Annotated in this window: 11 protein-coding genes; 9 read left to right on the plus strand and 2 right to left on the minus strand. The window is 35.7% G+C overall.

Annotated features, from left to right (window positions below; all coding sequences use genetic code 11):
* The first annotated feature begins 3 nt into the window (after positions 1-3).
* The 7 genes from allD (BK821_RS04755) to BK821_RS04785 all read left to right on the plus strand — a co-directional run bounded on the left by allD (BK821_RS04755) (position 4) and on the right by BK821_RS04785 (position 8376).
* Complete coding sequence (gene allD / locus BK821_RS04755; RefSeq protein ID WP_046836876.1) at positions 4-1035, plus strand: ureidoglycolate dehydrogenase; 1032 nt, start codon at positions 4-6, stop codon at positions 1033-1035.
* A 201-nt stretch (positions 1036-1236) separates the two neighbouring features.
* Positions 1237-2286, plus strand: a complete 1050-nt coding sequence (allD, locus tag BK821_RS04760) for an ureidoglycolate dehydrogenase (RefSeq protein WP_071331327.1) — start codon at positions 1237-1239, stop codon at positions 2284-2286.
* A gap of 15 nt (positions 2287-2301) precedes the next feature.
* Positions 2302-4062 (plus strand): acyl-CoA synthetase FdrA, encoded by a 1761-nt coding sequence (locus tag BK821_RS04765; protein WP_071331328.1) that lies wholly within the window; start codon positions 2302-2304, stop codon positions 4060-4062.
* A gap of 1 nt (position 4063) precedes the next feature.
* On the plus strand, positions 4064-5329 hold the full coding sequence (locus BK821_RS04770) for a YlbE family protein (protein ID WP_046836873.1): 1266 nt from the start codon (positions 4064-4066) through the stop codon (positions 5327-5329).
* 41 nt (positions 5330-5370) lie between these two features.
* Entirely contained in the window at positions 5371-6117 is a 747-nt protein-coding gene (locus BK821_RS04775; protein ID WP_256201617.1) for an oxamate carbamoyltransferase subunit AllH family protein, read from the plus strand.
* Positions 6110-7069: a carbamate kinase gene (arcC, locus tag BK821_RS04780; protein ID WP_071331330.1), complete on the plus strand. Its 960-nt coding sequence runs from the start codon at positions 6110-6112 to the stop codon at positions 7067-7069. The genes BK821_RS04775 and arcC overlap by 8 nt, the downstream gene beginning before the upstream one ends.
* Positions 7070-7164: 95 nt before the next feature.
* On the plus strand, positions 7165-8376 hold the full coding sequence (locus BK821_RS04785; protein WP_071331331.1) for a CynX/NimT family MFS transporter: 1212 nt from the start codon (positions 7165-7167) through the stop codon (positions 8374-8376).
* A gap of 66 nt (positions 8377-8442) precedes the next feature.
* Here the strand turns inward: BK821_RS04785 and BK821_RS04790 are convergent, their stop codons facing one another.
* Complete coding sequence (locus BK821_RS04790; protein WP_071331332.1) at positions 8443-9663, minus strand: pyridoxal-phosphate-dependent aminotransferase family protein; 1221 nt, start codon at positions 9661-9663, stop codon at positions 8443-8445.
* A gap of 150 nt (positions 9664-9813) precedes the next feature.
* Positions 9814-10551: a poly-gamma-glutamate hydrolase family protein gene (locus BK821_RS04795; RefSeq protein ID WP_071331333.1), complete on the minus strand. Its 738-nt coding sequence runs from the start codon at positions 10549-10551 to the stop codon at positions 9814-9816.
* Positions 10552-10839: 288 nt separating this feature from the next.
* On the opposite strand from BK821_RS04795, the gene BK821_RS04800 reads away from it, so the two are divergent.
* Both BK821_RS04800 and BK821_RS04805 read left to right on the plus strand, forming a co-directional pair.
* Positions 10840-11379: a hypothetical protein gene (locus tag BK821_RS04800; RefSeq protein WP_071331334.1), complete on the plus strand. Its 540-nt coding sequence runs from the start codon at positions 10840-10842 to the stop codon at positions 11377-11379.
* Positions 11380-11527: 148 nt separating this feature from the next.
* Entirely contained in the window at positions 11528-12268 is a 741-nt protein-coding gene (locus BK821_RS04805) for an alpha/beta hydrolase (protein ID WP_046836867.1), read from the plus strand.
* Positions 12269-12346 lie beyond the last annotated feature (78 nt).

A 12346-nucleotide genomic window follows, 5' to 3' on the forward strand; every position in this document is an offset into this window, starting at 1 on the left:
AGTATGGACGCAGAAGGATTAGTGTATGTCGAAAAAGGTAAATTACGACATTTATTTAAAGAGAAACTCATGAATGTTGGTTTGCCTGAAGTACAGGCTGATAAGACAGCTGATTTATTAATATTTGCAGATGCTCGAGGCATACATTCGCATGGTTCTGTACGCATGCAGTATTACGCAGAACGTATAGTGAAAAAGGGGTATAATCTCCAACCTAAACTAAAATTTACACAACAAGGACCATCATCAGGGACATATTTTGGAGATAATGCAATCGGTCATTATGTCGCTTTTGAGGCTATGGAAGAAGCAATAGCATTAGCGCAATCTAGTGGTATTGGCATGGTGGGCGTTCAAGAAATGGGACATAGTGGTGCGATTGGTTATTTTGTAGAACATGCTGCACAACAAGGAATGGTTGCACTAACGGTATGTCAATCAGACCCAATGGTTGTTCCTTTTGGTGGTACCGAACCGTACTTCGGTACCAACCCAATAGCTTTTGCTTCGCCACGAGAATCTGGGGATCCAATACTATTTGATATGGCTACAACTGTACAAGCATGGGGGAAAATTTTAGATGCCCGTTCAAAGCAAAAAGCTATTCCAGATACATGGGCTGTTGATGCACAAGGTGAACCAACGACAGATCCATTTGAAGTAGCTGCTTTATTGCCTGTAGCGGGACCTAAAGGTTATGGGCTCATGATGATGGTGGATATTTTAGCTGGTAGTTTATTAGGATTACCCTTTGGTAAACATGTTACCTCAATGTATGAAGACTTAAGTCAATATCGTAGGTTAGGGCAATTTCATATTGTCATTAATCCTGCTTACTTTGGGGATGAGGCACAGTTTTTAAGGCAAGTTTCTGACATGGTAGATGAGTTACATGATATCGAACCTGCGAAAGCATTCGATCAGGTCTACTATCCAGGTGAAATTCAAGAAGAAGTTAAAAAGAATTATGCTGAAAGTGGTATTCCAGTAGCGCGCAGTATCTATGACTACTTAATATCTGACGCTAGTTATTAAATACATTGAAGAAGTGAACAGGGCAATTGTATGTATAAATAATAAATGACGATTTGTTCTCAGTAGCTTCTTTTTAATGCACATATTATTTGAATATTTAATTTATGAAAAAATTATTTTTAACATTGGATAAAGTATAAATCCAACAATATCGATAAAAAGTGAATTGTTACAGAATGATAAAAATAAGGAGGTATGAAGATGCGTATATCAAAAGAAAAATTATTTGACTTAATGAAAAATAAATTAGTTAAAGCTGGGTTGAATGAAGATGCTGCGAGTGATGTTGCTGATGTACTTACTTTCGCAGATTATAGAGGTATTCATTCGCATGGAGCGGTAAGAGTAGAATATTATGCAGAACGTATTGCTAAGGGTGGTATTACTACGAAACCTAATTATCAATTTGAACGTACTGGACCTTCTACAGGTGTGTTTGAAGGAGATAACGGTCCGGGACATCAAGCTGCAAAAGAAGCTATGGACAAAGCGATTGATATGGCTAAAGAAAACGGAGTGGCTGTAGTAGGTGTGAAGCATATTTCTCATAGCGGTGCTTTAGGTTATTTCGTAGAGATGGCAGCACAGAAAGATATGGTTGGTTTAAGTATGTGCCAATCTGACCCAATGGTAGTGCCTTTTGGTGGAACTGAACCATACTTTGGTACAAATCCAATTGCGTTTAGTGCACCTTCAAATGATGAACGTATGATTACATTTGATATGGCTACAACTGTACAAGCTTGGGGTAAAGTACTTGATGCACGTGCAAAAAATCAATCCATTCCAGATACATGGGCTGTTAATGCGCAAGGCGAACCAACAACAAATGCTAGAGATGTACATGCACTTGTGCCTGTAGCGGGGCCTAAAGGTTATGGGCTCATGATGATGGTTGATATTTTGGCAGGAAGTCTACTAGGTGTGCCACATGGTGTCCATGTTTCATCTATGTATAAAGATTTGACGAAAGGGCGAGATTTAGGACAGCTTCATATTGTCATTAATCCAGCATTCTTTACTGATTTAGAGCAATTTAAGGTTAGAATTTCAACAATGTTAGACGAACTTAAAGCACAGCCGGCTGCAGAAGGATTTGGTGAAATATTCTATCCAGGCGAACGCGGACGCTTGCGTAGTGATAAATATGACAGTGATGGTATTGAAATTGTTGATGAAATATATAACTATTTAGTGTCAGATAATGTGCACTATGATCGTTACCACGGAAAAAATCGATTTGCTGAATAATAACGGAGGAATAGTATGCTATACACAATAATTAAAGAAAATACGTATCAAGATTCGATTGTATTAATGTTATTATCGAATAAATTATCTGCTATTGAAGGTGTGAATCAAGTATCTATTATGATGGGCACACCTGCAAACAAGGATATCTTCAAATCTTCGGGATTAGGTACTGCAGAATTAGAAAATGCTAAACCTAATGATATTTTAATTGTCATTGATACAGATGATGAAACGAAAATAGATGAAGTTGACCAAGAGATAGAAGCTGAATTAAAAGGAAAAGCAGAAAGTGATAGTCAGACACACAAACAAGATGAAGCTTCGAATTGGAAGCGTGCATTAGAACTAGCAGAAAATCCTAACCTTGCACTTATTTCTATACCAGGTCAATATGCGGCAATGGAAGCAGAAAATGCACTTAACCATAATTTGAATGTATTTATGTTTAGCGATAACGTTGCAAAAGAAGATGAAGTACGTTTAAAAGAAATGGCGCATGATAAAGGTCTTTTAGTTATGGGGCCAGACTGTGGAACTGGAATTATACATGGTTTGCCACTTGCATTTACTAATACTGTCAATGCAGGTGACATAGGCGTGGTAGGTGCTTCTGGAACAGGTATTCAAGAAGTAACGACAATTATTGATCGCGAAGGTAAAGGCGTGACAAATGCGATTGGAACTGGTGGCAGAGATTTGTCTACAGAAGTCGGCGCAATAACAATGCTCGATAGTATTAAAGCCTTAAATCAAGATCCTAAAGTGAAAGTGATCACTGTGATTTCTAAACCACCAGCTAAAGCAGTTGAAGAAAAAGTACTTAATGTATTACGAAATATTGATAAACCAGTAGTAGCATTGTTCTTAGGAGCTAAACCTACCTATACAGAACCTAATATTTATCATGCTTATACGTTAGAAGAAGCGGCGCGTGTGTCAGTACAACTATCTAATGGAGATACACCAAACTTCAAACCAAAAGTTTTGGATAATATTTCAGTCAACTTAACTGCTAAACAAGATGGTATTAAAGGATATTATTCAGGTGGTACATTAGCTTCCGAAGCGGCAATGTTAGTGAAAGATACATTGGGAGATGACTCAGATAGCGAAACACCGGAAGGATTTTCTTATAAAGGTGGTAATCATGAAATCATTGATTTAGGTGATGATATCTATACACAAGGTAGACCACATCCAATGATTGATCCGACTAAGCGTATTGAAATGTTAGAAAAATCTGCAGAAGATCCATCAACAGCAGTGATTATGTTAGATAATGTCATTGGCTATGGTAGTCATGATGATATGGCGAGTGAGCTTGCGCCAACAATTCAAAACATACGCGCTAAAGTGAGTGAAGATGGTCGTTCTCTAGCAATACTTGTTACAGTGGTTGGGACAGAACATGATCATCAAGACTATCATGCACAAATTAATACTTTAAAAGCAGCAGGCGCTATCGTTTGTGATACCAATGATCAGATGGTTCGTACGGCAATTAATTTAATTGGTGGTACGGTTGCACAACCAGAACGAGAAGTACAGAACTTTGATGTGGAAGCAGTGGATTTAACTATAGATGATAAAATAATGAATTTGATAAATCATAAACCAAGTGTCATTAATATTGGATTGCAAAGTTTTACTGAAGCTATTCAATCTAATGAAGCGCAAGTGGTTCAATTTAATTGGCGCCCAATTGCTGGTGGTGATGAAAAATTAATGAAAGTACTACAATTTTTAAATAACTACGAAGGAGAGACAGTATAACATGGGTTACAAAACAATAGATGAAGCTAACCAAGCGGTTATTGACAAAATGATTGCAGCAGCGCCATTTTTAGTAGATGTGGTACCTGCCAAATCTAAAATTCCTGAACTTACAGACCATGTCTTGCTACATGCTGGACCGCCAATTGAATATGAAAATATGACTGATCCGATGCAAGGTTCTTGTGTAGGTGCCATTCTTTTTGAAGGTTGGGCGAGTAACGAACAAGGTGCACGTGAATTATTAGAAAATGGAAAGATCACTCTAATACCTTGCCATCATGTAAATGCTGTGGGGCCTATGGGAGGTATAACATCTGCAAATATGCCTGTACTCGTAGTTGAAAATAGAGAAAGTGGTAATGAAGCTTATTGCCAAATGAATGAAGGTATCGGTGCGGTGCTACGTTTTGGTGCTTATAATGAAACAGTAGTCAATCGTCTGCATTGGATGAAAGATGTATTAGGTCCAGTATTAAGTAAAGCCTTGCACCAAATGAAAGATGGTTTGAATGTAAATGTGTTAATTGCTAAAGCGATTGCCATGGGTGACGAATTCCATCAACGTAATATTGCAGCTTCATTAGCGTTTCTTAAAGAAGTGACGCCAATTATTAGTGACTTAGAAGATGTTGAACAAGCACAGCGTACAGAAGTTATTCAATTCTTAGCTGATACAGACCAATTTTTCTTAAATATTGCTATGGCTACTGGAAAAGCAATGATGGATGCTGCGCGTCAAATCGAACATGGAACCGTAGTGACTGCTATGTGTCGTAATGGTGAAAATTTTGGCGTACGTATTGCAGGTATGGGCGATCAATGGTTTACTGCACCTGTTAATACACCACAAGGCTTATATTTCACTGGTTATTCTGCGGATGATGCTAATACGGATATTGGAGATTCTGCAATTACGGAAACGATTGGTGTAGGTGGTATGGCAATGATTGCTGCACCTGCTGTTACGAGATTTGTTGGAACGGGCGGTTTTGATGATGCCTTAAAAATCAGTAATGAAATGACAGAGATTTGTATTGGTGAAAATCCTAACTTTGCGATTCCGACATGGAACTTTAAGGGCGCTTGTCTAGGCATAGATGCACGTAAAGTTGTAGAAACAGGTATTACACCTGTAATTAATACAGGTATTGCGCATAAAATAGCTGGTTATGGTCAAATTGGTGCTGGTACTGTCCATCCTCCAATAGAATGTTTTGAAAAAGCAATTACAGCTTACGCTGAGAAATTAGGCTTTAAAGCGTGATTTTTCACGCTACAGCGATAGGCAAGATTGCCCAGGAAATATTGGAAAAGAGAAAATCGTTCTACGTGCATAGTATTTTTAAAAAAGGATTTAATATTGTAAGTGAGAAACAAGAGCTTATATTTGTAGGAAGTGATGAAAATGGAACTTTTCCGTTTGGTATTGTCATTGATCAACAAACAAAAGCTCAATTACTTAAGGTGATTGATAAGGGCCAAACTATCAAATTAGGCCCTAATGCAATTTATCTTAATGCATCATATCAACTTGTATGGCAAGTTGAACAATTACCAATTAATGACTGGAATAGCACTACACATATTAAGCAATTTGAATGTAACATAAAGCACTACGATTTTTCAGAGTATCATCAAACAGACTTTGATTACGAAAAAATGAAAAAGTTTATGCACTTATTAGAGTACGAAAACGGGGAAACAGTTGAAACTTATTATCGCCATATTATAGGTAGAGGACAAGGACTCACGCCTTCAGGTGATGATATATTAACAGGTATGTTATTTGTTCATTTTATTCATCCATATATAACGAATCGAAATTTAGAAATATTAGCACATATACTTAAAAAGCCGCTTACTACGCTAGTCGGTGAAACTTTTTTGAAATGTGCACAAAAAGGACAATTTAGTTCGAAAATTTCAGTGCTACAACATGATCCATCATTATATCACATGAACCAATTGTTAGAAGTTGGATCAACTTCGGGAAAAGATACATTGTATGGTATGTATGTAGCACTAACTTTAAGGAGTGAAACATATGGGTAAGCGAGTTGTACTTGCCTTAGGCGGGAATGCAATATTACAACCTAAACAAGAAGCATCATATGAAAATCAATATAACAATGTATATGCTGCTACACGTAAAATGGCAGAGTTAAAAGAGAAAGGCTACAATGTTGTAGTCACACACGGTAATGGTCCGCAAGTGGGGAATATTATAGCGCAAAATGAAGCGGCGAAAGAAATTGTAGAACCGTTACCTATTAACGCATGTAATGCTGAATCACAAGGCTTTATTGGGTATATGATGGAAGAAGCCTTAAAAAACCACTTGGAATCTTTAAATATTGATAGCAGTGTTGTAACCTTACTTACAATGGTAGAAGTAGATAAAGATGATCCAGCATTTAAAAATCCATCAAAACCTATTGGCGTATTTTTTAACGAATTAGAAGCTAAACGTTTAGAGGAAACACACGGTTTTGTAATGGTCGAAGATGCAGGTAGAGGGTACCGTCGTGTCGTTCCGTCTCCAGAACCTTTAGTGATTCATGGCGTAGAGCAGATTAAGTCGTTAATTAATCAAGCGATTGTAATTTCTTCTGGCGGTGGCGGTATACCAGTTTATAGAGACGAAAATGGAACAATCCATGGTGTAGAAGCTGTTATCGATAAAGATCGCTCAGGGTTAAAGTTGGCGCAACAAGTTGAAGCAGATACGTTCATGATGCTGACAGATGTTCCAAATGTATATGTGAATTTTGGTAAAGCTAATGAACAAAAGTTAGAAACCATTTCTGTTGAGCAAGCTAAAAATTATGTTGCGGAAGGACAATTTCCAGCAGGGAGTATGTTACCTAAGATAGAAGCTGCGATTCAATTTGCTGAATTGGGTAAAGAATCTATTATCTGTTCATTAGATGATGCAATTGATGCACTTAATGGTAAAGCCGGCACACGTATTGTCTTAGAAAAAGCGACAGAAATAGTTAATTAAAGAGAATTGTTTATATACGAATCGTTCAAATAAGATATGTTTGATCGATTCGTTCTATTATTATAACTAAAGATGAAAAAGAAAGGTGGTATAAGATGACAGAACCGGTTCGTATACATAGAATTAAAGAAAATTGGGGCGTGGTATTAGCTATTATATTCATTGCTTCTACTTTACGTGCACCACTTACTTCAGTGGGTCCAGTAGTAGATGAAATTAAACAAATCATGGATATTAATAATAGTATTGCTGGCATTCTAACTACTATACCGCTAATTATTTTTGCTATTGTCTCTCCGCTGGTATCAAAGGTCACATCTCGTTTAACAATGTCTCGAACGATATTATATTCTACTATACTGTTAATTATAGCTTTATATTTAAGAGTAGCTGGAGATTTTAATGTGTTTTTGATTGGGACAATATTACTCGGTGTCGCTATTGCATTTGGTAACGTTATGCTACCGAGTTATGTTAAATGGTATTTTCCAATGCAGATCGGATTAGCTACAGGTATTTATAGTGGGACGATGAACTTTACTGCTGGATTAGGAGGTGGATTAAGTTTCCCCCTTTCAGAAATAACGCCAATAGGTTTTAGACTATCTTTAGCATTTTGGATTATTCTTGCAGTAATTGCCATTATACTTTGGTTGCCCAAAGCGCGTAAAGGTACTGAAATGGAGAAAGCTACTGCCACTCAATATCAGACAAAGAAAACTAAAAAGGTAAGTATTGTAAAATCAAAATTAGCATGGATGGTTGCTTTGACAATGGGTTTTCAGTCAATGATATTTTATACCGTTGTGGCATGGGTGCCATCAATACTCGTTGATAGAGGATTAGATCCATCAACTGCTGGCTATTTACTAATGTTAAATCAATTTTCCCAAGTGCCAATGACGTTCACATTTCCAATTATCGCATCTAAGTTGAAAGACCAACGTATTTTAATAGTGATTATCACGATTTTATTTTTACTAGGGTTTAGTTTATTCTTTACTCAATCACTCGTATTGCTTGTAGTAGGTATTATTATTGCTGGATTGGCGATGGGGGCATGCTTCAGCTTATGTATGACGTTTTTTTCTATACGTGCGCGCACGAGTGAAGGTAGTATTGCATTGTCTGGTTTTGGGCAATCAGTGGGTTATTTAATAGCAGCTATCGGCCCATTCTTGATTGGTTATCTACATGATGCTACAGGAAATTGGGTTTCAGGTATTATAGCTTTAATTATAATGTCTATACTATTCTTTATCTTTGGTTATCCTGCCTCGAAACAAAACGTGATTGAAGATAATTAACTACATCTTATTTAAAAATAAAAAGCAGCCGCTATGAGTCAACGGCTGCTTTTTTGTGTATGGAGATTATTCGCTTGTTTCATAATATTTGAGCAAAGTGCTTACAGCTTGTTCTAGGTTAAGGTTATCTACGCCTTGATATGCGAGATAAATTGAAAAAGCAGATAAGAAAGTTAAAATGTTTTGCTTCTCTATGGCGTAACCCATGATTCCAATTCGCCAAATTTTTCCTTGTAATTCGCCGAAAGAACCTGCAATTTCGATACCATAGTTTTTGAGTAATCCTAATCTAAAAGCATTGTCATCTACACCTTGTGGTATTTTCACACAAATAACCATTTTCATTTCATTAGATTCGTCGCCAAAAATTTCAAGGCCTAATGCTTTTAAGGCTAACTTTAACCCTTCTTGATGATAGCTATGGCGATGGGCACGATTTTCAATACCTTCTGCGAGTGCTAATTTTAAACCGGTATATAAAGCGTAAATTGATGTAGTAGATTCAGTGTGATGATTTAAACGTTTAGGGCTCCAATAGTCTTGTAACTGAGTTAAATCTAAATAGTTACTTCTGATGAAATCATCTTGTTCAGTGATTTCATTAGATCGTATACCGAGTTCTACACGTTTACGACGGTTGATTTCTTCGCTAAATCTATCATTGAATGTAATAGGGGTGATACCAGAAGGGATAGATAAACACTTTTGAGCACCACCGATTACGGCATCTAATTCCCAATCATCAACAGGGATGACCATGCCTTGATATGTAGCTACAGCATCTACAACTGAAAAAATACCACGAGTTTTACAAGCGTGGCCAATTTTATCAATAGGCTGTAAACGACCAGTAGATGTTTCACCGTGTACGATTGCAAGAACTTTTGGATTAATGCGATCTAAAGCTTCTATGATTTCATCTTGATCAAAAACTTCTCCCATTGGTTTTGTTATATTATGTACAACTCCGCCAGCGCGTGTTACAAGTTCTGTAAACAAGTAACCGAAGCGACCAATAATTGGTACGAGCACATCATCTCCTGGTTTCACGATACTTGCAATGACTGCTTCTAAACCAGCACGACTTGTGCCATCAATAGGGAATGACCATTTGTTTTGTGTCAAAAATGACTGGCGAATAAGTGCCATTGTTTGATTCATAATATCTACAAATTCATAATCAAATTGACCTAAAATAGAGTTAGACATAGCCTGAGAAACGCGGGGGTCCACGCTTACAGGGCCGGGTGTCATAATTAAGCGCTTATTAATTTTCAATGCATCCATTTTTATTACCTCATTTTCTATAAATTACGTCATAATATATTATACATTATTACAGAAAGCGAATATTTGTTGAAATTGATGAAATTTATGCACTAATTTGTGTGAATATTACAAAAATTAAAAAGAAATGATTTTATATATTAGATATGTTTATGAGTTTACTTCTTGTAGAGCAGCATCTACAGCGCTAGCAAATGCATACATTTGATCACTCCAATTACTTGGATCATTTCGGGAGTAACTTGAGAGGTTGCCGTTAATAAAAAATGATTGGCGTAGAGCAGTTGTTAACTCTAATTGAACTCCAGCCCCTTTGGCATTTCTATTTGCAATATTTTGAGATGATGTGCCTTGTAGATAGCTTGGCGTTGGTGCCACGTTAAAGTTTCTACGTTCTAATTGTTCTTTGATAGCTGCACGTAATGTATCATCACTGCCTCCAAGGTAAACAGCAGGTTCATTCCCGCCAGCACCGTGTATCATTACAGAATTTGACATTTGAGCTTGCATATTTTCAATAATAGGTTCGTCGTAATGAGTTGAAGTTACATGTAATTCGGAATTATTAACTGAGCGAATACCTTCGAAACTATAGTAATTATAATTGCCATCGTCAGCAATTATCTTTGACAGTTCAGTGGTACCAGCTTCAATACTACCTCCGTGTATGGCAGCAATAATGTTTGCGCTATATGTTTCATCGGTTGAGATAATCCAGTCGGAGCCCTCTTCGGTATTTTCCATTAATTCTGACATAGAAGCATAGGTATCTGCAGCATAAATAGGTTTGAAAGAGGACATAAACAGGTAAAAGAATGAGAGTAAGAGCGTAATGATACATATATTCAATTTAGTAAAACGCTGTGTGTATTCATTTTTGATTATCATATAGGACTCCTCTTAATTTTAAAAAGTAATTTATACATTTTATAATATCATATAATTTGAGTTATTATAAATTAAATATATAATAACTTTAAGTAAATTTTTGTTTTTAAAAACACTTCATAAAAAAGGATGCATGTTATAAAATTAATTAGTAGTATGTTTATGTGAATGCTTATCATTGAATTTGATAAGTTGTTTTTGAAAAGGTGATTGCTATATTTTAACAATAGATTATATGTTACACTACATATCTTTCCTTATAAATTAAAATATTGGAGGTGTAAAATTATGATAAATATTATATCGGCAATCGGTTCACTGGGAACATTTATCATGGCGATATTTTATTTTGTGTCTGTAAGTATCCAATTGTATCAAATGAAGATTAGCTTTCTGCCAGCGCTTAGTTTTAATCAAATATTGATTACGCGTGACCATAATCAATTACAGTTGAAAAATACAGGTATTGATAGTGAATCTGAACAAGATTATATGAAATTATATAACTTGGGTGGCGGGGCAGCTAAGAATATAAAAATTGAAATATACATTGGCTCGGAGGATGTACTACAAGAAAAATATGTAAACATTTTACCAAGTAAAGAAGGTTATTTACTTCCTATAAATAAAGATGTATTTACTGAAATAGAAAACACCATTCAAAATAACGGATATCAATCAGATTTAAACGTGAAAATCACTTATAAACATAACGTTAGTAGAAAAACACAAGAACTACATCTTAATGGAAAAATAGATAGTTTTAATACTTATGATGAAAAATCTGTCTATGAGTTACAATTTTTTGATAAAAAGCAATATAATTAAAATGAAGTTGCCATTATAGGTAACTTCATTTTAATTGTTAATGACTTAGTTAAAAAGTATTAAAGTCAGTTGTTAACTATAGGATTTTGTATGTTTCTTTGATATCTATTAGAATGAGTAATGAATTTGAATTTTGGAGTGACAATTAATGATCAAAGTTAAAGCACCAAGTCCAATATTTTTGGAAAGCAACCAATCAGAACATGCTATATTATTATTACATTCATTCACAGGTACTGTACGTGATATGAAGCTATTGGCAACTCAATTAAACACTGCAGGATTTACGTGCTACGTGCCTTCATACAAAGGTCATGGGTTAATGCTTGAAGCGCTTATGACTTATGATACAGATCAATGGTGGCAAGACGTATTAGAGGGGTATCAGTTTTTAGTAGAAAAAGGATATTCGAAAATTAGTGTCTGTGGTCTATCTTTAGGTGGATTATTAGCATTGAAATTAGCAGAGCACAAACCGATTGATTCAGTTGCAATCATGTCCACACCGTATAGAAAAGACGACGCTGGGCTTGCTGATAGATTAAAATATTATGGGCAGCGTATGGGGGATTTAATTGGGTTAGAGCAACAGGAAATAACTAATCAACTAAACCAAATTGAAGACTATACTCCTGAATTAAACAAGTTCCAGCTAATGGTAGAAGATATCATGTCAAAGGTTAACCAAATTAGTGCACCTATTACGATAAAATACGGTGAACAAGATGATGCGTCATATGAAACAAGTGCGCAATACATATATGAACATATTTCACATGAACAAAAAGAGATTCAAGGATATAAGTTATGCAAACATTTAATGACCTATGGTGAAGGTCATATTGAAGTTGAACAAGATATCATAGCCTTTTTTGAAGATTATGAATAATATTTAAAATAAGGTTTTTGCAGGTTGAACTGTAAAACTGTGACAACATTTCGAGACGTTGTCACAGCTTTTTTATTA

Origin of the sequence: Staphylococcus sp. LCT-H4, assembly GCF_001866145.1 — a bacterium.
GTDB lineage: Bacteria > Bacillota > Bacilli > Staphylococcales > Staphylococcaceae > Staphylococcus > Staphylococcus succinus.

Bases quoted from the DNA above. Each gene is read 5' to 3' on its own strand.
- allD (WP_046836876.1), top strand. From the start codon at position 4: ATGGACGCAGAAGGATTAGTGTATGTCGAAAAAGGTAAATTACGACAT.
- allD (WP_071331327.1), top strand. From the start codon at position 1,237: ATGCGTATATCAAAAGAAAAATTATTTGACTTAATGAAAAATAAATTA.
- BK821_RS04765 (WP_071331328.1), top strand. From the start codon at position 2,302: ATGCTATACACAATAATTAAAGAAAATACGTATCAAGATTCGATTGTA.
- BK821_RS04770 (WP_046836873.1), top strand. From the start codon at position 4,064: ATGGGTTACAAAACAATAGATGAAGCTAACCAAGCGGTTATTGACAAA.
- arcC (WP_071331330.1), top strand. From the start codon at position 6,110: ATGGGTAAGCGAGTTGTACTTGCCTTAGGCGGGAATGCAATATTACAA.
- BK821_RS04785 (WP_071331331.1), top strand. From the start codon at position 7,165: ATGACAGAACCGGTTCGTATACATAGAATTAAAGAAAATTGGGGCGTG.
- BK821_RS04790 (WP_071331332.1), bottom strand. From the start codon at position 9,663: ATGGATGCATTGAAAATTAATAAGCGCTTAATTATGACACCCGGCCCT.
- BK821_RS04795 (WP_071331333.1), bottom strand. From the start codon at position 10,551: ATGATAATCAAAAATGAATACACACAGCGTTTTACTAAATTGAATATA.
- BK821_RS04800 (WP_071331334.1), top strand. From the start codon at position 10,840: ATGATAAATATTATATCGGCAATCGGTTCACTGGGAACATTTATCATG.
- BK821_RS04805 (WP_046836867.1), top strand. From the start codon at position 11,528: ATGATCAAAGTTAAAGCACCAAGTCCAATATTTTTGGAAAGCAACCAA.